General features: G+C 72.6%; 24 protein-coding genes. 21 read left to right on the plus strand and 3 right to left on the minus strand.

The annotated features are described in order from the left end of the window. The first annotated feature begins 38 nt into the window (after positions 1-38). The 6 genes from IF29_RS0137045 (at position 39) to IF29_RS42800 (ending at position 6,263) form a co-directional block, all read left to right on the plus strand. Positions 39-1,400 carry a glutamine synthetase family protein gene (locus IF29_RS0137045; RefSeq protein ID WP_030265240.1) on the plus strand — a complete coding sequence of 454 codons (1,362 nt, stop codon included), beginning with the start codon at positions 39-41 and terminating at the stop codon, positions 1,398-1,400. Between the two features lie 11 nt (positions 1,401-1,411). Next, a complete protein-coding gene (locus IF29_RS0137050; protein ID WP_030265243.1) occupies positions 1,412-2,779 on the plus strand; it encodes an aldehyde dehydrogenase family protein in 1,368 nt (455 codons plus the stop codon). A gap of 7 nt (positions 2,780-2,786) precedes the next feature. Continuing rightward, the gene (locus IF29_RS0137055) at positions 2,787-3,578 is read left to right on the plus strand and encodes a 3-oxoacyl-ACP reductase (RefSeq protein ID WP_030265245.1); all 792 of its coding nucleotides are present in this window, start codon (positions 2,787-2,789) and stop codon (positions 3,576-3,578) included. A 77-nt stretch (positions 3,579-3,655) separates the two neighbouring features. Next, the gene (locus IF29_RS0137060) at positions 3,656-4,024 is read left to right on the plus strand and encodes a hypothetical protein (protein WP_030265248.1); all 369 of its coding nucleotides are present in this window, start codon (positions 3,656-3,658) and stop codon (positions 4,022-4,024) included. A gap of 9 nt (positions 4,025-4,033) precedes the next feature. After that, positions 4,034-5,215 carry a glutathionylspermidine synthase family protein gene (locus IF29_RS0137065; protein WP_030265250.1) on the plus strand — a complete coding sequence of 394 codons (1,182 nt, stop codon included), beginning with the start codon at positions 4,034-4,036 and terminating at the stop codon, positions 5,213-5,215. 52 nt (positions 5,216-5,267) lie between these two features. Continuing rightward, a complete protein-coding gene (locus IF29_RS42800) occupies positions 5,268-6,263 on the plus strand; it encodes a DUF2510 domain-containing protein (RefSeq protein WP_037598127.1) in 996 nt (331 codons plus the stop codon). 112 nt (positions 6,264-6,375) lie between these two features. On the opposite strand, the gene IF29_RS0137075 is transcribed toward IF29_RS42800, so the two are convergent. Continuing rightward, entirely contained in the window at positions 6,376-7,575 is a 1,200-nt protein-coding gene (locus tag IF29_RS0137075) for an amino acid deaminase/aldolase (RefSeq protein ID WP_030265253.1), read from the minus strand. Between the two features lie 67 nt (positions 7,576-7,642). Further along, a complete protein-coding gene (locus IF29_RS48685) occupies positions 7,643-8,707 on the minus strand; it encodes a serine hydrolase (RefSeq protein WP_051726527.1) in 1,065 nt (354 codons plus the stop codon). Between the two features lie 126 nt (positions 8,708-8,833). Here IF29_RS48685 and IF29_RS0137085 point away from each other — a divergent pair, with 126 nt between their 5' ends. Then, on the plus strand, positions 8,834-9,583 hold the full coding sequence (locus IF29_RS0137085; RefSeq protein ID WP_030265257.1) for an SseB family protein: 750 nt from the start codon (positions 8,834-8,836) through the stop codon (positions 9,581-9,583). A 49-nt stretch (positions 9,584-9,632) separates the two neighbouring features. On the opposite strand, the gene IF29_RS0137090 is transcribed toward IF29_RS0137085, so the two are convergent. Further along, entirely contained in the window at positions 9,633-10,004 is a 372-nt protein-coding gene (locus IF29_RS0137090) for a DUF1844 domain-containing protein (RefSeq protein WP_030265259.1), read from the minus strand. A 414-nt stretch (positions 10,005-10,418) separates the two neighbouring features. Between IF29_RS0137090 and infC the strand changes: the two genes are divergently transcribed. The 14 genes from infC to IF29_RS0137160 all read left to right on the plus strand — a co-directional run bounded on the left by infC (position 10,419) and on the right by IF29_RS0137160 (position 23,442). After that, the gene (gene infC / locus IF29_RS42805; protein WP_051726528.1) at positions 10,419-11,189 is read left to right on the plus strand and encodes a translation initiation factor IF-3; all 771 of its coding nucleotides are present in this window, start codon (positions 10,419-10,421) and stop codon (positions 11,187-11,189) included. Between the two features lie 132 nt (positions 11,190-11,321). Continuing rightward, on the plus strand, positions 11,322-11,516 hold the full coding sequence (gene rpmI / locus IF29_RS0137100) for a 50S ribosomal protein L35 (RefSeq protein WP_030265264.1): 195 nt from the start codon (positions 11,322-11,324) through the stop codon (positions 11,514-11,516). Positions 11,517-11,603: 87 nt separating this feature from the next. Next, a complete protein-coding gene (gene rplT, locus IF29_RS0137105; protein ID WP_030265265.1) occupies positions 11,604-11,990 on the plus strand; it encodes a 50S ribosomal protein L20 in 387 nt (128 codons plus the stop codon). Positions 11,991-12,109: 119 nt separating this feature from the next. Further along, positions 12,110-12,988, plus strand: coding sequence for a TrmH family RNA methyltransferase (locus tag IF29_RS0137110; RefSeq protein ID WP_030265267.1), 879 nt, complete (start codon positions 12,110-12,112; stop codon positions 12,986-12,988). A gap of 35 nt (positions 12,989-13,023) precedes the next feature. After that, complete coding sequence (locus tag IF29_RS0137115; RefSeq protein WP_037598133.1) at positions 13,024-14,127, plus strand: sensor histidine kinase; 1,104 nt, start codon at positions 13,024-13,026, stop codon at positions 14,125-14,127. A gap of 136 nt (positions 14,128-14,263) precedes the next feature. Continuing rightward, complete coding sequence (pheS, locus tag IF29_RS0137120) at positions 14,264-15,388, plus strand: phenylalanine--tRNA ligase subunit alpha (RefSeq protein ID WP_030265271.1); 1,125 nt, start codon at positions 14,264-14,266, stop codon at positions 15,386-15,388. Further along, the gene (pheT, locus tag IF29_RS0137125) at positions 15,388-17,910 is read left to right on the plus strand and encodes a phenylalanine--tRNA ligase subunit beta (protein WP_030265276.1); all 2,523 of its coding nucleotides are present in this window, start codon (positions 15,388-15,390) and stop codon (positions 17,908-17,910) included. Before pheS ends, pheT begins: the two co-directional genes overlap by 1 nt. 171 nt (positions 17,911-18,081) lie before the next feature. Further along, positions 18,082-19,008, plus strand: coding sequence for a pseudouridine-5'-phosphate glycosidase (locus tag IF29_RS0137130; RefSeq protein WP_030265279.1), 927 nt, complete (start codon positions 18,082-18,084; stop codon positions 19,006-19,008). A 26-nt stretch (positions 19,009-19,034) separates the two neighbouring features. Beyond that, positions 19,035-19,958: a carbohydrate kinase family protein gene (locus IF29_RS0137135; protein WP_030265282.1), complete on the plus strand. Its 924-nt coding sequence runs from the start codon at positions 19,035-19,037 to the stop codon at positions 19,956-19,958. A 61-nt stretch (positions 19,959-20,019) separates the two neighbouring features. Then, positions 20,020-20,508 carry a MarR family winged helix-turn-helix transcriptional regulator gene (locus IF29_RS0137140; RefSeq protein ID WP_051726529.1) on the plus strand — a complete coding sequence of 163 codons (489 nt, stop codon included), beginning with the start codon at positions 20,020-20,022 and terminating at the stop codon, positions 20,506-20,508. After that, on the plus strand, positions 20,501-21,469 hold the full coding sequence (locus IF29_RS0137145) for a HipA family kinase (RefSeq protein WP_232242783.1): 969 nt from the start codon (positions 20,501-20,503) through the stop codon (positions 21,467-21,469). The genes IF29_RS0137140 and IF29_RS0137145 overlap by 8 nt, the downstream gene beginning before the upstream one ends. A gap of 79 nt (positions 21,470-21,548) precedes the next feature. Next, positions 21,549-22,535 (plus strand): 2-dehydropantoate 2-reductase, encoded by a 987-nt coding sequence (locus IF29_RS0137150; RefSeq protein ID WP_030265295.1) that lies wholly within the window; start codon positions 21,549-21,551, stop codon positions 22,533-22,535. Between the two features lie 135 nt (positions 22,536-22,670). After that, positions 22,671-23,048, plus strand: a complete 378-nt coding sequence (locus tag IF29_RS47165; RefSeq protein ID WP_063757702.1) for a hypothetical protein — start codon at positions 22,671-22,673, stop codon at positions 23,046-23,048. A gap of 64 nt (positions 23,049-23,112) precedes the next feature. After that, positions 23,113-23,442, plus strand: coding sequence for a hypothetical protein (locus tag IF29_RS0137160; protein WP_030265301.1), 330 nt, complete (start codon positions 23,113-23,115; stop codon positions 23,440-23,442). Positions 23,443-23,475: the final 33 nt, after the last annotated feature.

Consider the following 23,475-nt stretch of genomic DNA (forward strand, 5'->3'; position numbering starts at 1 on the left):
CATTCGGAAAGCAAGCGAAAGCAGTCGGAGGCCCGTCCGTGACAGACCGTCAACCACCGCTCAGCGTCCAGGAACTACGCCGACTGGTCGCCGCCGGGGAGATCCACACCGTAGCCGTGGCCTTCACCGACATGCAGGGCAGACTGCAGGGCAAGCGCTTCGCGGCCGGCTTCTTCCTCGACGACACCCTCGCCCATGGGGCCGAGGGCTGCGCCTACCTGCTCGCCGTCGACGTCGAGCTCAACACCGTCGACGGCTACCCGATGGCCTCCTGGGACACCGGTTACGGCGACTTCGCCCTGGTCCCGGACCTGGCCACGCTGCGCCGCACCCCCTGGCAGCCCGGCACCGCGCTGGTCACCGCCGACCTGGCCTGGCACGACGGCACGCCCGTGCCCGCCTCGCCGCGGCAGATCCTGCGGCGCCAGCTGGACCGGCTCGCCGAGCACGGCCTCACCGCCTGGGCCGGGACCGAGCTGGAGTTCATCGTCTTCCGGGACACCTTCGAGGACGCCTGGAAGAGCGGCTACCGCGAGCTGACCCCGGCCAACCAGTACAACGCCGACTACTCGCTGCTGGCCACCGCCAGGATCGAGCCGCTGCTGGCCCGGATCCGCAACGAGATGGGCGCCGCCGGGATGGTGGTGGAGTCCGCCAAGGGCGAGTGCAACCTGGGCCAGCACGAGATCGCCTTCCGCTACGACGACGCCCTCACCACCTGCGACCAGCACAGCGTCTACAAGACCGGGGCCAAGGAGATCGCCGCCCAGCAGGGCATGTCGCTGACCTTCATGGCCAAGTACAACGAGCGCGAGGGCAACAGCTGCCACATCCACCTCTCGCTGCGCGACGCCCGGAACAAGTCGGTCTGCGCCGGGGAGGACGGCGACATGTCGCCGCTGATGCGGCACTTCCTGGCCGGCCAGCTGGCCGCGATGCGCGAGCTCACCCTGCTCTACGCCCCCAACATCAACTCCTACAAGCGGTTCCGCCCCGGCTCCTTCGCCCCCACCGCCGTCGCCTGGGGCCGCGACAACCGCACCTGCTCGCTGCGGGTGGTCGGCCACGGCCCCTCGCTGCGCTTCGAGAACCGGGCCCCCGGCGGGGACGTCAACCCCTACCTGGCCGTCGCCGGAATGATCGCCGCCGGACTGCACGGCATCGAGCAGCAGCTGGAACTGCCGGAGCCCTGCGCCGGCAACGCCTACTCGGCCGACTACGAGCACCTTCCGGCGACGCTGCGCGAGGCCGCCGGCCTCTGGGCCGGCAGCAAGATCGCCGAGGCCGCCTTCGGCAGCGACGTGGTCCAGCACTACCTGCGGATGGCCGAGGTCGAACAGGACGCCTACGACTCCGCCGTCACCGACTGGGAGCGGTTCCGCTCCTTCGAGCGAATGTGAGCACTCCACCCATGACCGACGACCTCACGGTCCTCAACCCCGCCACCGAGGAGGTGCTCGCCACCGTCCCGGCGACCACGCCCGAGCGGGTGGACGCAGCCGTGGTGCGCGCCGCGGCGGCCCAGCGCCGCTGGGCCGCGCTCGCCCCGGGTGACCGGGCCCGGCTGCTGCGCCGCTTCGCGGACGCGGTGGACGGCGCGGTGGACGAGCTGGCGCAGCTGGAGCTGCGCGAGGCAGGACACACCCTCGGCAACGCCCGCTGGGAGGCCGGCAACGTCCGCGACCTGCTCGAATACGCGGCAGGCGGAGTGGAACGGCTGACCGGGCGACAGATCCCGGTCGCTGGCGGACTGGACATCACCTTCCACGAGCCGCTGGGCGTGGTCGCCGTCATCGCGCCGTGGAACTTCCCGATGCCCATCGCCGCCTGGGGCTTCGCCCCGGCGCTGGCGGCCGGCAACGCGGTGCTGCTGAAGCCCGCCGAGACCACCCCGCTCACCGCGCTCAGGCTGGCCGAACTGGCGCTCGCCGCCGGTCTGCCCGAGGGTCTGCTGCAGGTGCTCCCGGGCCACGGCCGGGTCACCGGACAGGCGCTGGTGGACCACCCCGGCGTGCGCAAGATCGTCTTCACCGGCTCCACCGCGGTCGGCAAGGAGATCATGGCCCGCTGCGCGGGACAGCTGAAGCGGGTCACCCTGGAACTGGGCGGCAAGAGCCCCAACATCGTCTTCGCCGACGCCGACCTGGACCGGGCCGCGGCCTCCGCGCCGATGTCCTTCCTGGACAACTCCGGGCAGGACTGCTGCGCCCGGACCCGGATCCTGGTGCAGCGCGAGGTCTACGACGAGTTCCTGGCCCGGGTCGCCCCGGCGGTGGCCGCGGTCCGGGTCGGCGACCCGGCCGACCCCGACACCGAGATGGGCCCGCTGATCTCGGCGGTCCAGCGCGACCGGGTGCACTCCTACCTGACGCCGGACCAGAAGATCCTGGCCCAGGGCGAGGCTCCGACCGGCCCCGGCTTCTGGTGCCCGCCGACCCTGCTCGCCCCGGAGAGCCCGGACAGCCGCGCCGCCACCGAGGAGATCTTCGGCCCGGTCGCGGTGGTACTGCCCTTCACCGACGAGGCCGACGCGCTGCGGCTGGCCAACGCCACCCGCTACGGCCTGTCCGGCTCGCTCTGGACCCGCGACCTGGGCCGGGCGGTCCGGCTGGCCCGCGGCGTCAACGCCGGGAACCTGTCCGTCAACTCGCACAGCTCGGTCCGCTACTGGACGCCCTTCGGCGGCTTCAACGAGTCAGGACTGGGCCGCGAGCTGGGCCCGGACGCCCTTGCCCACTTCACCGAGACCAAGAACGTCTTCTTCGCCACCGAGGAGTAGAGCGCACATGAGCAACGAAGCGACCGAGTCCGTCTGCCGCCGCCTGGTCGGCCGCACCGCCGTGATCACCGGCGCGGGCAGCGGCATCGGCCTGGCCACCGCCCGCCGGCTGGCGAGCGAGGGTGCCAACGTCGTCTGCGGCGACATCGACGAGACCGCGGGCAAGGCGGCGGCCGAGGAGGTCGGCGGCCTGTTCGTACGGGTCGACGTCACCGACGCGGACCAGGTGGAGGCCCTGTTCAAGGCCGCGTTCGACAGCTACGGCAGCGTCGACGTCGCCTTCAACAACGCCGGCATCTCCCCGCCCGACGACGACTCCATCCTCACCACCGGCATCGACGCCTGGCGCCGGGTCCAGGAGGTCAACCTCACCTCGGTCTACCTCTGCTGCAAGGCGGCCCTCCCCTACATGCAGCGCCAGGGCCGGGGCTCCATCATCAACACCGCCAGCTTCGTCGCCGTCATGGGCGCGGCCACCTCGCAGATCTCCTACACCGCGTCCAAGGGCGGGGTGCTGGCGATGTCCCGTGAGCTGGGCGTGCAGTTCGCCCGGGAGGGGATCCGGGTCAACGCCCTGTGCCCGGGCCCGGTGGACACCCCGCTGCTGCGCGAGTTGTTCGCCAAGGACCCGGAGCGGGCCGCCCGCCGCCTGGTCCACATCCCGCTGGGCCGCTTCGCCCGCCCCGAGGAGATCGCCGCCGCGGTGGCCTTCCTGGCCAGCGACGACTCCTCGTTCATGACGGCCAGTCAGTTCCTGGTCGACGGCGGTATCGGCGGCGCCTACGTGACCCCGGAGTAGAGCCGCTGGAACGATCATGTACTCTGACCCCTCGGTAAGATCAGGGTAAGAGCTGGGGGGCAGAGTACGTGACGGGCATGACTGCGCGCAGAATGCGCTCGGGGGCGGTCGCGCTGGGGATGGTGAGCAGCCTGGCGCTGGCGCTCACCTCCTGCGACAGCGAGGCGGACAAGCGCTGCGTGGACACCACCAACTACCGGACCGTCGCGGACAAGCTCTGCAAGAGCGCACCCGGCGGCGGCTACGCCGACACCGACCGGTACCAGTGGTACCAGAAGGGCGGCACCTCCACCGGGCTGGCCGGGTACCACCGCTACTACGGCAGTTCGAGCGGCAGCGGCAGCAAGGGCTCCACCGACAAGACCGGTACCGGCAAGAGCAGCACCGGCAAGGGCGTCACCCGCGGCGGCCTGGGCAGCCACGGCAGCGGTTCGAGCGGGAGCTGAGCCGTCCTCATGGAACGCCACCGCATCGACCCCCGTCCGAACTGGCAGAGCATCGTCGAGGAGCAGGGGCTGATCTACCCGCTGACCCGCTTCCCCGACGGCGGCCTGCGGCCCTACTGGGACGAGTCCGGGTACTACCGCTTCAGCCTCGCCGAGGTCGAGGCGCTGGAGCAGGTCGTCGCCGAACTGCACACCATGTGCCTGGCCGCCGCCGAGCACATCGTCGAGCACAACCGCTTCCGCGACCTCGGCATCACCGACCAGGTGGTCGCCGCCACCATCCGCACCTCCTGGCGCCGCCGCGCCGAGCAGCCCAGCCTCTACGGCCGCTTCGACCTGCGCTACGACGGCAGCGGCCCGGCCAAGCTGCTGGAGTACAACGCCGACACCCCCACCAGCCTGGTCGAGGCCGCGAGCCCGCAGTGGTTCTGGATGGAGGAGCGGTTCCCCGGCGCCGACCAGTGGAACTCGCTGCACGAACGGCTGGTCGACGCCTGGCGGCGGCAGGCCCACCTGCTCGCGCCGGGCCCGGTGCACTTCGCCCACTCCCGGGTGGACGAGCTCGGCGAGGACCAGATGACCACGGTCTACCTGATGGAGACCGCCCGCCAGGCCGGGCTGGAGACGGTGCCGATCTCGGTCGAGGACATCGGCTGGGACGCGCTGTCGCAGCGGTTCGTCGACCTGGACCTGCGCTTCATGCGCACCGTCTTCAAGCTCTACCCCTGGGAGTGGCTGGTCTCCGACGACTTCGGTGGCCATGTGCTGGACACCCTGGACCAGGGCGGCGGCAGCGGTGCCACCTGCTGGATCGAGCCGGCCTGGAAGATGCTGCTGTCCAACAAGGCGCTGCTGGCGATCCTCTGGGAGCTCTACCCGGACCACCCCAACCTGCTGCCCGCCTACCTGGACGGACCCCGGCTGCTGAAGGCTCATGTCGCCAAACCGCTGCTGGGCCGCGAGGGCGCCGGCGTGGTCATCACTGAGGCCGGCGGGCCGTCCGAGCCGCTGGATCCGGAGGAGCGGTACTGCTGGCAGGAGTTCGCGCCGCTGCCCGACTTCGACGGCAACCGGACGCTGCTGGGCGCCTGGGTGGTGGACGGCGAGCCGGCCGGTCTGGGCATCCGCGAGTCGTCCGGTCTGATCACGGATGAGTACGCCCGCTTCCTGCCTCATGTCATTCTCAGCTGATCCTCAGAGGCGATTGACTGCTTGCTTATCCAACAAGCCTTAGATTGCGCGTGTGAGTACGACAACCCCGGCCGGCTGGTACCCGGACCCCAAGCCCGCCGATCCCACCAACCCCGGACAGCGGTGGTGGAACGGCACCGAATGGACCGTCAGCACCAAGACGGACGAACCGCTGTCCGTCGAGACCGACGTCCCGAAGCAGCGCTCGCGCCCGCGCCGGGCCACGGTGGTGGCCGGGACGGTGGCGGCCCTGCTGGGGCTCGGCATCGGCAGCCTGACCACCTACCTGATCATGGACGGCAGCGACAACGGCACGACCAAGGCGGCCGTGTCCACGCCGGGCAACGGAGGTGGCAACGGCGGACTGTTCGGTGAGGGCGGCTCGGGGGGCTCCTCGGGCGGCTCGGGCTCGACCGGAGGCAGCGGCAACCTCCCCGGCGGCTCCACGGGCGGCTCCACCGGCGGTGACGGTTCGACCGGCGGCTCGGGCGGCACCAGCACCAGCAGCACCACCGCCTACGACATCGTCGACGGCATATCCCTGCCCATTCCCAGCGGTTGGACCGGCGGTACCACCACGGACGGCTTCGCCTCCATGTACGTCGGCTCCTACACCTGCGCCGGTTCCACCTCCGGCTCCAGCTCCACCTGCTCCCTCGGCGGCGCCAACACCGAGACCCTCAAGGCCTCGGTCAGCGCCGGCGCCAAGGCCGCCGCTGAGGCCGACATCGCCGCCGCCGCCAAGGAGGCGTACAACGACCTCAACAGTCACACCGTGCTGGAGTCCCAGGCGGTCACCGTGGCCGGGCGCTCCGGCTACCTGATCCGCTGGAAGGTCGACGCCAAGGTCGGCAACGACGGCACGGTGGAGACCGTGGTGTTCCCGACCAGCGACAACAAGAGCCTGGTCGCCGTGCACCTGGGCTTCGACACCGCCGCCAAGGCCCCCGACGTCTCGGTGATGGACACCATCGTCAGCGGCATCAAGGACGCCACCGTCTCCGGTGCCTCCGGCGGGACCTCCGGCACCACCGGCAGCAACTCCTGACACGCGCCTTCTGACACGCGACTCCCCGCGTGGCTGTGCCCCCGCCGACCGGTCGGCGGGGGCACAGCCATGAGCAGCCATGAGCAGCCGCGAACAGCGGCGTTCGAAGGCGTCAGAGGAAGGTCCGGCCCTCGCCCCGGTAGGTGGGTACGGTCTCCACCACCTGGTCGCCCTCGATCAGCCGCACCTCGGCGAAGCGCTCGAACAGCTCGCCGGCCTTGGCGTGCCGGAACCACACCTTGTCGCCGATCAGCAGGTCGTCGGCGACCGATCCCAGCAGCGGGGTCTGCACCTCGCCGGCCCCCTCCTGGGAGTCGTAGCGCAGCCCCTGCGGCAGGTAGGGGACCGGGGAGCGGTCGGCGCCTGCGGCGCCGGAGGCCGGGTAGCCGCCGCCGAGCACGGTCACCACGCCCACGCCGGGCCTGCGCACCACCGGCTGGGCGAACAGCGCGGCCGGACGCCCGTGGAACGACCGGTAGTTGTCGAACAGCCGGGGGACGTAGAGGCCCGACCCGGCGGCGACCTCGGTCACCGCGTCCTCCGCGACGGTGCTCTCCACACTGCCGGTGCCACCGCCGTTGACGAACTCCAGGTCGGCGACCTCGCGTACGGCGCGCACCACCGCGGCCCGGCGCTGGGCCAGTTCGGCCCGGGCCGTGCGCTGCATCAGCTGCACCGCCCGCGAGCGGAACGGACGGCCGGCGATGCTGTCGCCCACCCCCGCGATGTGACCCTCGTAGGCCATCAGTCCGACCACCCGGAAGCCGCGGCGCTGCTGCACCAGTCGGGCGAACTCGGCCAGCGCCTCCGGGGTGCGCAGCGGCGAGCGCCGCGCCCCGATCCGGATCCGGCCGCCGAGCAGGTGCAGTGCGGTGTCCAGCTCCAGGCAGACCCGGATCTCCTCGGTCCCGGCCCCGCGGGCGGCGTCGATCAGGTCCAGCTGGGCCGGGTCGTCCAGCAGCACCGAGATCGCCCCGGCCAGCTTGGGGTCGGCGGCCAGCTCGGCGTAGCCGGCCCGGTCCGCGGAGGGGTAGGCGAGCAGGATGTCGTCGAAGCCGGCCTGGGCCAGCCAGATCGACTCGGCCAGGGTGAAGCTCATGATCCCCTGGAAGCCGTCCATCCGCAGCACCCGCTCCAGCAGGGCGCGGACCCGCACCGACTTGCTGGCCACCCGGATCGGCTTGCCCGCGGCGCGCCGGACCAGGTCCTCGGCGTTGGCGTCGAAGGCTTCGAGGTCCACGATCGCCAGCGGGGCGTCGAGGTGGGCCGTGGCACGGTCGTAGCGCGTGCGGTCAGCGGAAGGTGTCACCATGCCGGAAGCCTGCCACATCGTCACTACCTGCCGGTAGGGGGATCGCCCGGCCGAGTATGAGCCCTGCTCAGCTCTGGTCCAGGGTCTCTGCCGCGGCCTTCGCCATCGACTCCACCAGCGAGATTCCGCCCGACTCGGAGAGGTTGCCGTCCGAGACCACGGATATCAGCAGCAGATGGCCGTTGCGGGACACCCGGCCGACGCTGTTGATCACCCACAGCCCGGTGGCCGAGCGCGGCAGCCAGCCGTTCTTCAGCGCGAAGTCGGAGCTGGTCGCCGCGGCGCTGACGCCCCAGCGCTGGTCGGTCTCGACCTGGCTCATCAGCCCCTGCTCATAGCTGCGCGAGGCGGAGCTCAGCACCGAGGAACTGGTGAACACCTGCCGCAGCAGCCGCAGTTGGTCGGCGGCGCTGGTGGTGGTCAGCCCCCAGTAGAGCCCCGATCCGCCCTCGGTCCCGGTCAGGCCGAACCGCTTGTTGGCGGCGTCCAGCCCGCTGCTCTCCCCGATGGCCTGGTAGAGGCTGTCGGCTGCGGTGTTGTCGCTGTTCTCGATCATCCGGGTGGCGAGCGAGCGCTGCGACGAGGTGAGCGTCCGGTCGTCGTCCTGGGCCTGCAGCAGCAGCGTGGCCAGGATGTCCATCTTGGCGATGCTGGCGGTGACGAAGCCGTGGTCGGTGTCCCCGTAGTCGAGCGCGGCCCCGGTGGTCAGGTCCGTGGCGGCCACGGCCACCTTGCCCTCGGCCGCGGACGCCGCCTTCTCGAGCTGGTCCATGGCCGCCTCCGAGCTGGTCGCCGAGGGCTGCGCCGAGGCCTCCGCGGACGTCGATGCGGACGCCGACGCCGCTGCCGACGCGGCAGCGGATGCCGACACTACCGTCGTCGCGCCGGGGGCCGAGGCGGAATCCGAGGACGACGAGGCGGCCGAGACCAGACTGCTGTTCTGTGCGGCCGCCCCGTGCCCGTGCAGCATCGTGGTCGTGGTGGCCACCGCGACCACCAGCACCACGGCGGCACCGATGGCGGCGCGGCTCCGCAGCAGACCCGCGCCGCTGCGCCGGCCCGGTCCCTGCCCGTGCCCGTGCTCGTGCGCCTGTTCCTGCTCCTGCGGCCCGCCCGGACCTGTCGTCGACATGGTTCCGCACGGTAGGCACCGCGGCTACGCGTGGCCTGGGAGAAAGTGTGGAATCGGCTGGCAACGCGGCCCCGGCCCGGTCCGGCGCGGTCCGGCGCGGCCGGTCGGGTCGACTAGGCTCACCGGGTGCAGCGTAAGAACATCCCCGATCCCGGCTTCGCGGGCGACGACGGTTCGGCCGACCCCCGCCTCGCGGCGGCCCTCGCCCGGCACGCGGCCGAGGCCTCGCCCGGGACCGAGCAGGAACTGCTGGCGGCCCTGGTCGACGCCCGGCTGATGGTGCCGATCGTGGCGATCCTCGGCGAGGCCGAGACCGGTGCGGACGGCCTGAAGCACGAGAAGTCCAGCGACATGGCGGTCCCCACCGTCCAGGCGCCGGACGGGCGCAGGGGACTGCCGGCCTTCACCTCGCTGGAGGCGCTGGCCCGCTGGCGCTCCGACGCCCGTCCGGCCCCGGTCCCGGCCCGGCAGGCGGTCCAGGCCGCCTGGTCGGAGCAGGCCGACGCGCTGCTCATCGACCTGGCGGGGCCGGCCTTCTACGAGCTCTCGGGGGCCGCGATGCGCGCCGTCGCCGAGGGCCGCGCCAGGATCGAACCGCTGCGCGACCCGGAGGTCGCCGAGGCGGTGCGCGGTCTGCTGGCCCCGCACCCGGCCGTGCTGCGGGCCCATCTGATGCCCAGCGAGCGGGCCGACGCGACGCTGGCGCTGATCCCGGACCCGGCGACGGACTCCGCCGAGCTCACCGCGGTGGTCCAGCGGCTGGCGGCCGCCCTCGCCGCCGACGACCTGCTCCGGATCCGGCTGGACCGCGGGCTCGACCTGGCGGTCGTCCCCCCGTCGCCCGCCGAGCCCCAGCCCCCGCTCTACAGCCGCTGACGCCCAGCAACCCCGAAGCTTCGCGCGTTCTGTCCGCAGACGCGCCCGGCTATCCGTAGACCGGTCCGGTGAACTTCTCGCCCGGGCCGGTGCCCGGCTCGTCCGGGACCAGGGAGGCCTCGCGGAAGGCGAGCTGCAGCGACTTCAGGCCGTCGCGGAGCGGTGCGGCGTGGAAGTTGCTGATCTCCGGCGCGCCAGCGGTGACGAGCCCGGCCAGGGCGGTGATCAGCTTGCGGGCCTCGTCCAGGTCCTTGTGCTTCTCGCCGTCCTCGGCCAGCCCCAGGTTGACCGCCGCCGCGCTCATCAGGTGCACCGCCACCGTGGTGATGACCTCCACCGCCGGCACGTCCGCGATGTCGCGGGTCAGGTCGTCGAAGTCGGGGTTCTCGGGAGCCTCGGGGCTCTCCGGCTGGCTGCTCATGGGTACTCGTCTCACCGGTCGAACACGGATGTCTGCACCGCAGTCTGCCTGATCACCGGGGGGCGCACCCAAAACGCCTCCGCGCCGGGGAATTCTGCGCTACGGCGGAACGCTGCTATGGTTGGACACTGACCGGCCAGGTACTGGCGTGCCCGAGGGAAATCCCGAGGACACCGTACCCGGCCCACAAGTGGAGTCTCCTCCCACCCGCATCGACCGCAGGGTCGTCGGGTTCCGGTCCGGTGGTGCCCGTCCTGCCAAGGATGCGGCATCGCTCAGCGCGTATCGCGGACATGTGCTCCGCGGCAGCGCGCCGGTTTCCGTGGAGCCCCGCCTGTGTGTCATGCGGGGCTTTTTTCGTGCCCGCGGTGCTGCGCCCGGCGCATCCCCACCGCGGTACGAATGAAGTCCTGTATGGCGGTGAAAAGTCCGCTGTTCACGCGACTGCCGTCGGCAGCCGCGAGGTGCAACCGAGGAGGATCCATCAGCACCGAGCCCCGCATCAACGACCGGATTCGCGTCCCCGAGGTGCGACTCGTCGGTCCCAGTGGCGAGCAGGTCGGCATCGTGCCGCTGGCCAAGGCCCTGGAACTTGCGCAGGAGTACGACCTGGATCTGGTCGAGGTCGCGGCGACCGCCCGGCCGCCGGTGTGCAAGCTCATGGACTACGGCAAGTTCAAGTACGAGTCCGCCTTGAAGGCCCGTGAGGCGCGCAAGAACCAGGCGCACACGGTCATCAAGGAGATGAAGCTCCGCCCCAAGATCGACCCGCACGACTACGACACCAAGAAGGGTCACGTCGTCCGGTTCCTCAAGCAGGGTGACAAGGTCAAGATCACGATCATGTTCCGTGGTCGCGAGCAGTCCCGCCCCGAGCTCGGCTTCCGGCTGCTGCAGCGGCTCGCGTCGGATGTCGAGGAGTTGGGCTTCATCGAGTCCAACCCGAAGCAGGACGGCCGGAACATGATCATGGTTCTGGGCCCGCACAAGAAGAAGACCGAGGCCATGGCCGAGGCCCGCGAGGCGGCAGCCGCCCGCAAGGCCGACCGCCAGGGCCGTCCCGCCGAGGACGAGGAGGCTCCCGCCGCCGAGCAGGCGCCGCAGGAGCCGGCCGAGTCCGTGGCGGCCGAGGCCGCCGAAGAGACTGTCGACGCCCCCGACGGCGACGAGGTCTCGGAAGCCTAGGAGGTGGCAGCCGAGTAGGCTGCCGCGTCCACCCCGGCCCACCGGCACCCGCCGGAGGGCCCAGAGACACCAGCGCTCCCGCTCGCGCCCCGGCGCCGGGCGGGAGCGGACCGACGAGGAGAGTACGGCGACATGCCGAAGAACAAGACGCACTCCGGTGCCAGCAAGCGCTTCAAGATCACTGGCTCCGGCAAGGTGCTGCGCCAGCGCGCCGGCCGTCGCCACTACCTCGAGCACAAGGCGTCCACGCTGACCCGTCGCCTTGCCGGCACGGTCGAGGTCTCCCCGGCTGACGCCAAGAAGGTCAAGAAGCTTCTCGGCAAGTGATCCTGCGCCCCGCGCAGCCGATCCCCTCGACCCATTCGTAACCGGACCGTGTGAGACAGACCGCGGTCCTCACCAAGGAGTAACAACGTGGCACGCGTCAAGCGGGCAGTAAACGCCCACAAGAAGCGCCGGGTCATCCTCGAGCGCGCCAGCGGTTACCGCGGCCAGCGCTCGCGCCTGTACCGCAAGGCCAAGGAGCAGGTCACCCACTCCTTCGTCTACAACTACAACGACCGGAAGAAGCGCAAGGGCGACTTCCGTCAGCTGTGGATCCAGCGCATCAACGCTGCGGCGCGTGCGAACGGCATGACGTACAACCGCCTGATCCAGGGCCTGAAGCTGGCCAGCGTCGAGATCGACCGCAAGATGCTCGCCGAGCTCGCCGTGCACGACGCCACCGCGTTCGCCGCGCTGGTCGAGGTCGCGCAGAAGGCCCTCCCGGCCGACGTCAACGCGCCCCGCGTCGCCGCCTGAGCGACTGCCTGAGCCGGCTCTCCGCCGGCCTCTGTCGCAGCAAGCGCCATCCGAGAACGGACCCGTAGGGGGATCACCCCTTGCGGGTCCGTTCCCGTTAGCCGAAGTGAGAGCAAGCGATGCCCCAGCAGCCCCACCCCGCCCCCGAGCTGACCTCGCTGCGCTCGACCAGGGTCACCGCCGCCCGCAGGCTCTCCCGCCGGGCCCAGCGCGGCAAGGAGCGCCGCTTCGTCGCCGAGGGTCCGCAGGCCGTCCGCGAGGCCGTGGCGTACGGCACGCTGCCGGGCGGCGAGCACGCCGTGGTGGAGATCTACACCACAGCCGAGGCTGCCGAGCGCCATGCCGACCTGCTGGCCGACGCAAGGGCCGCCCGGGTGCCGGTGCTGACCGCCACCGACGAGGTGATCGAGGCGGTCTGCCAGACCGTCACCCCGCAGGGGATCGCCGCCGTCTGCCGCTTCGTGGACACCTCCTTCGAGCAGGTGCTGGCCGCAGGACCCAGGCTGGTCGCGGTGCTGGCCCACGTCCGCGACCCCGGGAACGCCGGGACGGTGCTGCGCACGGCCGACGCCGCCGGGGCCGACGCGGTGGTGCTCACCGACGCCTCGGTCGACCTCTACAACCCCAAGGCCGTCAGGGCCTCGGTCGGCAGCCTCTACCACCTGCCGGTGGCCGTGGGGGTGCCGGTGGCGCAGGCCGTGGCCGGACTGCGCGCGGCCGGGGTGCGGATCCTGGCGGCGGACGGCGCCGGCAAGCGCGACCTGGACCAGGAGCTGGACGACGGCACCCTGGGCGGCCCGACCGCCTGGGTCTTCGGCAACGAGGCATGGGGCCTGCCCGAGCCCACCCGGGCACTGGCCGACGAGGTGGTCCGGGTCCCGATCCACGGGCACGCAGAGAGCCTCAACCTCGCGACCGCCGCCGCGGTGTGCCTCTACGCCTCCGCGCGCGCACAGCGTGCCCCCGCCGGGTGCCGCTCCCAGGGCCTGGTTCGCTAGGGTGACCACGGCGGCATCCGGAGGGGAGGGCGGCCATGACCGACACGCGGCAGCTCCGTGCGTCAACCCGCGCTGTCCTGCCGGGCCTCGATCCGGAGGACCTGCCGGACGGGCTGGTCGTCGCGGACGCCGACGGGGTGGTCGTCTGCTTCAACTCCGCGGCCGCCCGGATCAGCGGGATCAGCCGGGAACAGGCGCTGGGCCGGCCACTGGCCGAGGCCCTGCCTTTAGAGGATCTGGAGGGCCGCCGCTGGTGGCCGCTGCTGGACCCCTACGGCGGCCTGCGGATACGCACCGGCCAGCCGGAACGCAATCTGCTGCTGCCCGGCGGCCGCGAGGTGCTGGTCTCGGCCCGCTACCTGCGCGAGGGCACCGGACCGGTGCGCCGGGTGGTGGTCGCGCTGCGCGGCACCGAGGCCAGGCGCCGCACCGAGCGCAGCCACGCCGAGCTGATCGCCACCGTCGCCCATGAGCTGCGCTCCCCGCTGACCAGCGTCAAGGGCTTCACCGCGACCCTGCTGCAGAAGTGGGAGCGGTTCACCGACGACCAGAAGAAGCTGATGCTGGAGACGGTGGACGCGGACGCCAACCGGGTCACCCGGCTGATCGCCGAACTGCTCGACATCTCCAGGATCGACGCCGGACGGCTGGAGATCCGCCGGCAGAAGGTCGACCTGCCGCAGGCGCTGCGCCGCCACGTGGAGGGGAAGATCGCCGCCGGGGTCGCCCCGGAGCGCTTCGTGATCCGGGTCAACGAGCCGCTGCCCCCGCTGTGGGCGGACGCCGACAAGGTCGACCAGGTGCTGGGCAACCTGCTGGAAAACGCGGTGCGCCACGGTGAGGGAACTGTCACCATCGAGGTCGAGCCGGACAAGGCGGTCCTCGCCTCCGGCCAACTGCGCGAAGGGACGGCGGTGACGGTGAGCGACCAGGGCCCCGGCATCCCCGAGGAGTCCATCCCGCGCGTCTTCACCCGCTTCTGGCGCGGCAGCAAGCGCGGCGGCACCGGCCTGGGCCTCTACATCGTCAAGGGCATCGTCGAGGCCCACGGCGGCAGCATCGCGGTGGACCGGGTGCCCGAGGGCGGCGCCAGGTTCCGATTTATCCTGCCCGCGGGCATCCCCGACTTCATGGCCTGAGCGGTACGTCCCGTCCTGACCGGTACGTCCCCGGCCCGTCGCGGAGGGCAAGCGGGCGCTGCCGACTCCAGAACCTCAGTAGACTCGGCCTTTGGCGCCGTGCGCTGAACCACGCAGGAGCATGGGAAGAAGAGGGATGTCCGCACCGAACAAGTCCTACGACCCGGTCGAGGTTGAGGCGTTGAAGCCGGAAGAGATCGAGCGTCTGCGGGACGAGGCGCTGGCCGCGTTCGAGGCCGCCGCCGACCTCGCCGCGCTGCAGGAAGCCAAGGTCGCCCACACCGGTGACCGCTCCCCGCTGTCCCTGGCCAACCGCGAGATCGGCGCGCTGCCGCCGCAGGCCAAGAAGGAGGCGGGCCAGCGGGTCGGCCAGGCCCGCGGAGCCGTCAACAAGGCCCTCGCCGAGCGCCGCGCCGTGCTGGAGGCCGAGCGGGACGCCCGGGTGCTCACCGAGGAGGCCGTGGACGTCACCCTCCCGTACGACCGCGCCCCGCGCGGCGCCCGGCACCCGCTGACGACCCTGTCCGAGCGGCTCGGCGACATCTTCACCTCCATGGGCTACGCCATCGCCGAGGGCCCCGAGGTCGAGGCCGAGTGGCTGAACTTCGACGCCCTCAACATGGGCCCGGACCACCCGGCGCGCTCCACCCAGGACACCTTCTTCCTCAAGGACGCGACCGGGCAGCCCACCGACGGGGTGGTGCTGCGGACGCACACCTCCGGCGTGCAGATCCGCTCCATGCTGGCCGCCTCCGAGCCGCCGATCTACGTGATCTGCCCGGGCCGGGTGTTCCGCTCCGACGAGCTGGACGCCACCCACACCCCGGTCTTCAGCCAGATCGAGTTGCTGGCCGTGGACGAGGGCCTGACCATGGCCGACCTCAAGGGCACCCTGGACCACATGGTGGTCTCGCTCTTCGGCGAGGGCATGAAGACCCGGCTGCGCCCCAACTACTTCCCGTTCACCGAGCCGTCCGCCGAGATGGACATGGTGTGCTTCCACTGCCGCGGCGAGTCCGTCGGCAACCCGGACCGCCCCTGCCGCACCTGCTCCTCCGAGGGCTGGATCGAGCTGGGCGGCTGCGGGATGGTCAACCCGCGGGTGCTGATCGCCTGCGGCATCGACCCCAACAAGTACAGCGGCTTCGCGTTCGGCTTCGGCATCGAGCGACTGCTGATGTTCCGCCACAACGTCGAAGACATGCGAGACATCGTGGAGGGTGACGTGCGCTTCACCCTTCCGTTCGGGATGGAGATCTGATGCGCGTCCCGCTTTCCTGGCTGCGGGAGTACGTCGACCTGCCCGCAGGCGAGACCGGCCGCGACGTGGCCGACCGGCTGGTCCGGGCCGGCCTGGAGGTCGAGACCGTCGAGCAGCTCGGCGGCGACCTCAAGGGCCCGCTGGTGGTCGGCAAGGTCCTGGCCATCGAGGAGCTCACCGGCTTCAAGAAGCCGATCCGCTACTGCCAGGTCGACGTCGGCGACGCCAACGGCACCGGCGAGCCGCAGAACATCGTCTGCGGCGCCCGCAACTTCGCCGTCGGCGACAAGGTCGTCGTGGTGCTCCCCGGCGCGGTGCTGCCCGGCCCGTTCCCGATCTCGGCGCGGCAGACCTACGGCCACACCTCCGAGGGCATGATCTGCTCGGCCCGCGAGCTGGGCATGGGCGACGAGCACGACGGCATCATCGTGCTGCCGGCCGAGTACGTGCCCGGCACCGACGCCGTCGAGCTGCTGGAGCTGGTGGACGAGGTCCTGGACATCGCCGTCACCGCCGACCGCGGCTACTGCCTGTCGGTGCGCGGCGTCGCCCGCGAGGCCGCCATCGCCTACGGCCTGCCGCTGAGCGACCCGGCGCTGCTGGACGTGCCGCCGGCCAACGCCTACGGCCCGCTGGTCAAGGTCGAGGACCAGGCCGGCTGCGACCGCTTCGTGGCCCGCAGCGTCATCGGCATCGAGCCGACCGCGCTGTCCCCGCTGTGGATGCAGCGCCGGATCCAGAAGGCCGGGATGCGCCCGATCTCGCTGGCCGTGGACATCACCAACTACGTGATGCTGGAGCTCGGGCAGCCGCTGCACGCCTACGACCGCAGCCGGATCGACGGCGCGATCACGGTGCGCCGCGCCCGCGCGGGCGAGAAGCTGCGCACCCTGGACGGCGTCGAGCGCACCCTGGACGTCGAGGACCTGCTGATCTGCGACAACTCCGGGCCGATCGGCCTGGCCGGGGTCATGGGCGGCGCCGGCACCGAGATCGCCACCGCGGTCGAGGACCCGGAGACCGGCCGGGTCGACGGCACCACCGAGGTCGTCATCGAGGCCGCGCACTTCGCGCCGGTCGCCATCGCCCGCAGCGTGCGCCGGCACAAGCTGCCCTCCGAGGCCGCCAAGCGCTTCGAGCGCGGCGTGGACCCGGAGGCCGGCAAGGCCGCCGCGCAGCGCGCCGTGGACCTGCTGGTGCTGGTCGCCGGCGGCACCGCCGAGGCCGGGGTCACCGACATCGCCGCCCCGCACCCGGTGCACAGCATCACCATCGCCGCGGACCACCCGGACCGGGTGGCCGGGCAGGAGTACGGCCGCGAGACCGTGGTGCGCCGGCTCCAGGAGGTCGGCTGCACCGTGGTCGGCGGCGACGTGCTGGTGGTCACCCCGCCGAGCTGGCGGCCGGACCTGACCGACCCCAACGACCTCGCCGAGGAGGTCATCCGGCTGGAGGGCTACGCCGAGCTGCCCTCCACGCTGCCGACGCCGCCCGCGGGCACCGGCCTGACCGAGTCCCAGCGGCTGCGCCGCCGTACCGGTCTGGCGCTGGCCGGGGCCGGCTACGTCGAGGTGCTGAACTACCCGTTCATCGGCGAGGCCGTGCTCGACGCCTTCGGGCTCGACGCGGACGACCCGCGCCGGACGACGGTGCAGCTGGCCAACCCGATCTCCGACGAGGAGCCGTCGCTGCGCACCACGCTGCTGCCGGGCCTGCTGGCGGCGCTGCGCCGCAATGTCGGCCGGGGCGCGACGGACGTGGCGCTGTTCGAGCAGGGCCTGGCCTTCCGGGTGGACGGCACCGACCCGGAGGCGCTGTTCAATGCGCCGCGGCTGCCGGTCGACCGCCGTCCCACCGACGAGGAGATCGCGCAGCTCAACGCCGCGCTGCCGCGCCAGCCGCGGCGGGTCGCCACCGTCCTGGCCGGCAACCGCGAGCCCGACGGCTGGTGGGGCAAGGGCCGCGCGGCGACCTGGGCCGACGCGGTCGAGTCGGCCCGTACCGTGGCGGCCGCCGCCGGGGTCGAGCTGACGGTCCGCCAGGACCGGCACGCGCCCTGGCACCCGGGCCGCTGCGCCGCCCTCTACGTGGGCGACCGGCTGGTCGGCCACGCGGGCGAGCTGCACCCGCGCACCGTCAAGGCGCTGCACCTGCCGGAGCGCACCTGCGCGATGGAACTGGACGTCGAGCTGCTGACGGCCGACGGCGGCGGCCATGTCGAGGGGCCGAGGATCTCCGGCTTCCCGGTCGCCACCCAGGACGTCGCCCTGGTCGTGGACGCCACCGTGCCGGCCGCCGAGGTGGAGGCCGCGCTGCGGTCCGGCGCCGGACCGCTGCTGGAGTCGCTGCGGCTGTTCGACGTCTACACCGGCGAGCAGATCGGCGCGGACAAGAAGTCGCTGGCGTACGCGCTGCGGTTCCGCGCCGCCGACCGCACCCTCACCGCCGAGGAGGCGTCGGCGGCCCGCGAGGCGGCCGTCGCCGAGGCCGTGAGCCGCACCGGCGCGACCGCGCGCGGCTGACGCACCGCAGGCAGCACGGCGGCCCGTTCCCGGATTCCGGGGGCGGGCCGCCGTTGTGCTGCGGGTTCCGACCGCACCGGTTCGCAGCGAGCGGGTTCGGGCCGGGCGGTTTGAGCCGTGGCGGCGGGCGACAGGATCAGGGGCAGGAACGTTCTTGCGCCAGGAGGCCCCATGCCGTCCAGTCCCGCCCCGATACGCCTGTCCGACGAGGTCCGAAAAGCCGTGGAGCGGGGCCGCCCGGTGGTGGCGCTGGAGTCGACGATCATCTCGCACGGGCTGCCGCGCCCCCGGAACCTGGAGGTCGCCCGGGAGCTGGAGGCAGCCGTCCGGGCGGGCGGGGCGGTGCCGGCCACCATCGCGGTGCTGGACGGGGTGGCCAGGGTCGGACTCGGCAAGGACGAGCTGGAGCGGGTCGCCAACGACGAGTCCCTGCGCAAGCTGGGCTTCCGCGATCTGGCCCCGGCCGTGGCGCTCGGCGCCAGCGGGGCGACCACGGTGTCGGCGACGGCCTTCCTGGCCCATTCGGCCGGGATCGCGGTGTTCGCCACCGGCGGCCTCGGCGGAGTGCACCGGGACTGGACGACCCTGCAGGACGAGTCCGCCGACCTGGGGCTGCTGGCCCGGGTGCCGATCACGGTGGTGTGCGCGGGGGTGAAGTCCATCCTGGACGTCCCGGCGACGCTGCAGCGCCTGGAGACGCTGAACGTGGGCGTCGTCGGCTACCGGACCACCGAGTTCCCCGGCTTCTACCTGCGCAGCTCCGGACTGCCGGTGGACTGGACGCTGGACACCCCGGAGCAGGTGGCGGAGCTGATGCGGGCCCGCTGGCAGCTGAACGCCGACCTCACCGCGCTGGTGGTCGGCAACCCGGTGCCCGAGGCTGAACAGCTCGACCCCGAACTGCACGACCGGGTCCTCGCCAAGGCGCTGCGCGCCGCCGAACGCCAGGGGATCACCGGCCAGGCGGTCACCCCGTTCCTGCTCGGCTACCTGGTGAAGCACACCGACGGCGCCTCCCTGGAGGCCAATCTCGCCGCGGTGCGGGGCAATGTCGCGCTGGCGGCGAAGATCGCCCGCAGCCACGCGGCGCTCAGTTGACCACCGGTCAGGCGGCCACTGCGCAGGTGACCACTGCCCAGGTGACGCCGGCTCAGGCCCTGCTGGTGGTGGGCGACCTGGTCACCGATGTGGTGGCGCTGCACGCCAAGCCGCTGAGCCCGGACACCGACACCTCGGCGCGGATCGCGGTCCGTCCCGGCGGATCCGCCGCCAACACCGCGGCCTGGGCGGCCCACGCGGGCGTACCGGCGCGGCTGCTGTCCCGGGTCGGCGCCGACTCGGCCGACTGGCACCGCGAGGCGCTGGCCCGCGGCGGTGTGGAGACCTGCCTGCGGGTGGACCGCGACCGGCCGACCGCGGTCGTCATCGACCTGGTGGACGGCGCGGGGGAGCGGACCTTCGTGACCGACCGCGGCGCCAGCGGCGCGCTGGGCCCGTCGGACTGGCAGGACGCCCTGCTGGACGGGGTCGGCCGGATGCACCTCTCCGGCTACCTGCTGTTCGGCGCCGAGGGCCGGGCGCTGGCCGCGGTCGCGGTGGCGGCGGCCCGCGCCCGGGGGATCGGCGTCAGCGTGGACCCGGCGTCCAGCGGCTTCCTGCGCGAGTTCGGTGCGGACCGGTTCCTGGCCCTGCTCGGCGGCGTCGACCTGCTGCTGCCCAACCTGGACGAGGCCCGGGCGCTGACCGGGCAGTCCGATCCGTCGATCGCGGCCCGCGTGCTCAGCGCGCGCTGCCACTGCCTGGTGGCCCTGAAGCTGGGCTCCGCCGGCGCGCTGCTCGCCGAGCACGGTGCGCTGCTCGGCCGGGTACCGGCTCCGGCGGCCGTCCCGCTGGACTCCACCGGCGCCGGCGACGCCTTCGCCGGCGGCCTGCTGGCAGCGCTGCTCGACGGCGCCGACCCGGCCGCAGCCGCGGCGGCAGGCTGTCGGCTGGGGGCGACGGCGGTGCTCGCGGTGGGCGGCCGTCCGGCGGCCGCCACTGCCCACTGACAGGGCCGGGCACAGTACTGCGCCAATACTTGAGTGCTCAAGCTTCTGCTACGGTGGAGGCATGAACGAGGCACTGGAGACATCGCTGCGGCTGGTTCGGGCCCAGGCGGCGCTGGTCAAGCGGTTCGACGCGAGGCTGTCCGGGCTGCACGGGGTCAGCTTCGCCGACCTGGCCGTACTGCGCTGCCTCGGCCAGGCGGAGGGCGGCCGGATGCGCCGGGTGGACCTGGCCCAGGCGCTGGGCCTGTCCGCGTCCGGCGTCACCCGGGGTCTGATCCCGCTGGAGCGGATCGGCCTGGTCGTCCGCGAGCCCGACCCGCGCGACGCCCGGGTGGCGTACGCGGCGCTGACGCCCACCGGTCGGGAGCGGCTGGACGAGATGGAGCGGACCGCGGCCGAGGTCGCCGAGTCCGTCTTCACCGGCGAGGTCTGGGAGGGTGGCGGGTTGGCCACGCTGGTCGACCTGCTGGACGCACTCGAAGGCAGCGCCGGGGCCGGTGCCGCCAGGTCCCGGAAGCGGACGGAATCGACGGCCGACCGGCATGGTTGACCTGCTGGGGGAGGCGCAGTGGCGGATGGTGGAACTACTACTGGGCGGCGGCTGGGCGGTTCCACTGCCGGGCGGACGAGAGGCTGAGCGGGTGCGGGCGAACAGCGGACTGACCGAGGTGACCGCGCTGCGGTACCTCGAACCGCTGCGCGCCGGGGGTTCGCTGCCCGGTGTCGTCGAGACCGACGACCTGGGCACCTATGTGGTCAAGTTCTCCGGCGCCGCACAGGGCCGCAAGGCGCTGGTCGCCGAGGTCGTCACCGCCGAGCTGGGACGGCGGCTGGGTCTGCCGGTCCCGGAGATGGTGCTGGTCAGGTTCGACCCCGAGGTGGCGGTGCACGAGCCGGACCCGGAGGTGCAGGACCTGCTGCGGGCCAGTGCCGGACTGAACCTCGGCATGGACTTCCTGCCCGGGGCCCGCGACTTCGCCCCGGGGGTGGTCCGGGACGTGGACGTCTCGCCCGCCGAGGCCGGCCGGATCGTCTGGTTCGACGCCCTGGTGGGCAATGTCGACCGCACCGTGCACAGCCCCAACCTGATGGTGTGGCACCAGCGGTTGTGGCTGATCGACCACGGCGCGGCGCTGATCTTCCACCACCGCTGGTCCGGTGCGGCGGAGGCGGTCGGCCGGAAGTACCCGATGTCCGAGCACGCCCTGGGCGGCTACTCACCGGACGTCGCCGGGGCGGACCGGGCCCTGGCGCCGCTGGTCACCGTCGACCTGCTGCGCGAGGTCACCGAGCTGGTCCCGGACGAGTGGCTGGAGCCGGAGCCGGGCCTGGACACCCCCGAGCTGCAGCGTGCGGCCTATGTCAGCCACCTCGCCGCCAGGGCCGGCCGCTCCGCCGAGTGGCTGCCGGACTGCTTCGCCACCCCCGAGGAACTGGCCGAGCGCGAGGCGCGGCGCACGGCGGCGAGCCTCGCCGGCCGTCCGGCCTGGCTCCAGCACGTACGGGGCTGACCGGAGCGGGAGCCGACCGGGGCCGGGCCGACCGAGGCGGGGTTGACCGGGGCCGACATCTGCGGGGTAGCGTCACCCCATGCGGATCTGTGTGGTGGGGGCCGGGGCGGTCGGCGGGTTCATCGGGGCGAGGCTCGCCCTCGCGGGCGTGGAGACCTCGGCGGTCGCGCGCGGCGCGACCCTGGACTCGCTGCGCCGGCACGGCTGGCGGCTGGAGTCGGCGGAGCGGCCGGACGACGCCGTCGCCTCCGCGCCGGTCCGGGCCACCGACGACGCTGCCGAACTGGGCGTGCAGGACGTGGTGGTGCTCGCGGTCAAGGCGCACGCGGTCCGCTCCACCCTGGACAGCCTCGCCCACCTGGTCGGCCCGGAGACCGCCGTGGTCGCCGCCCTCAACGGCGTGCCCTGGTGGTTCTTCGACGGCTTCGGCGGCCCCTGCGAGGGCCGGCACCTGGACACGGTCGACCCCGGCGGCCGGATCGCCGCCGCGGTCCCGACCACCCGGGTCGTCGGCTGCGTGGTCCACGTCAGCTGCAGCACCCCCGAACCGGGCCTGGTGCACCACCACAAGGGCGAGGGGCTGATCCTCGGCGAGCCCGACAACACGGACTCGCCCCGGGTGGGCGAACTCGTCTCGCTGCTGCGCGGCGCGGGGCTGGAGGCGACCGGGTCCACCGCCATCCAGCGGGACGTCTGGTTCAAGCTCTGGGGCAATATGACGATGAACCCGGTCTCCGCCCTCACCGGCGCGACCGGCGACCTCATCCTCGACGACGAACTGGTGATGGCCTTCTGCCATGCCGCCATGCGGGAGGCGGCCGAGATCGGCGCCCGCATCGGCTGCCCGATCGAGCAGAGCCCCGAGGACCGCAGCCAGGTCACCCGCAAGCTCGGCGTGGCCAGGACCTCCATGCTCCAGGACGCCCAGGCCGGGCGCAGGCTCGAACTCGACGCCCTGGTCGGCTCGGTGCGCGAGATCGGCGGCCTGCTGGGGCTGGCCACCCCCAGCATCGACGCGATGCTGGGCCTCACCCGCCTCAGCGCCCGCGTGCACGGCCTGCTCTGACGCTGCGTCACACCACAGCAGGTCACACCAGGTCACGGGCACGGTGTGTGATGCGCGTTAGTGCGACCGCATCCCGGGTACGCGCTGCAGCAGACGTCAACCGGAGCAACGCCAACCGGATCAACGAGGTGTGACATGCTGCTGCTCGGACTCCTGCTCGTGGGCGGAACCATCGCCTTCGCCACTGTGCTGATCGCCGACAATCTCGACGGTGGGCCGCAGTACTCGGCCACCCTCTTCGATCACCACCTGGCCACCGTCAACACACTGGGCGCGTTCCTCGCGGGAATCGCACTGGCACTGGTCTTCTGCCTGGCCCTGATGATGGTCTCGGTGGGCGCCCGCCGCGAGCGCCGCCGCAACGCCGAACTGCGTGCCGCCCGCCGCGAGCGCCGGGCCGCCGCGAAGACCGTCGACGCCGGCACCGCCACCGACCCGGGCGAGGACGACACCGCGACCATGCCGGTGCTGACCAAGCGCCGCAGCCGCGGGGTGCACCTGTTCGGCCACTGAGCCACGCCCCCGCCGACGCTGCTTCGTTAGGCATGTGACGGCAGGGGCGGGGTAAGGGGGAGTCATGACCGACGCACTGGTGGAGGACGACCCCGGCCGGATCCACCCGGACGACATGGCCGCCATCCTCACCGCCCTCGACGCCATCGACGTCTCCGCCAAGCCGGTGCGGACCGTCGCCCCCGACGACCCGGACGACTGGACCCTGTGCCTGCACTGGCTGCAGCACGGGCCGGTCTCCTCGGACACCGAGGCGGCGCTGCCCGGCGTGCTGGCCCGGATCCGGGACCACTACGCCGTCAACGGCCGCACCCCGCCGACCCGGATGGACCTGCACGGACCGGACGGCGGGGAACTGCTCACCGTCGAGGGCGGGCAGTCCCACCCGGCCTGACGGTGTGCTCGACGGCCCTGTCGGCAGTCGAGC

Origin of the sequence: Streptacidiphilus jeojiense, from assembly GCF_000719095.1 — a bacterium.
In the GTDB taxonomy this organism is placed as follows: domain Bacteria; phylum Actinomycetota; class Actinomycetes; order Streptomycetales; family Streptomycetaceae; genus Streptacidiphilus; species Streptacidiphilus jeojiensis.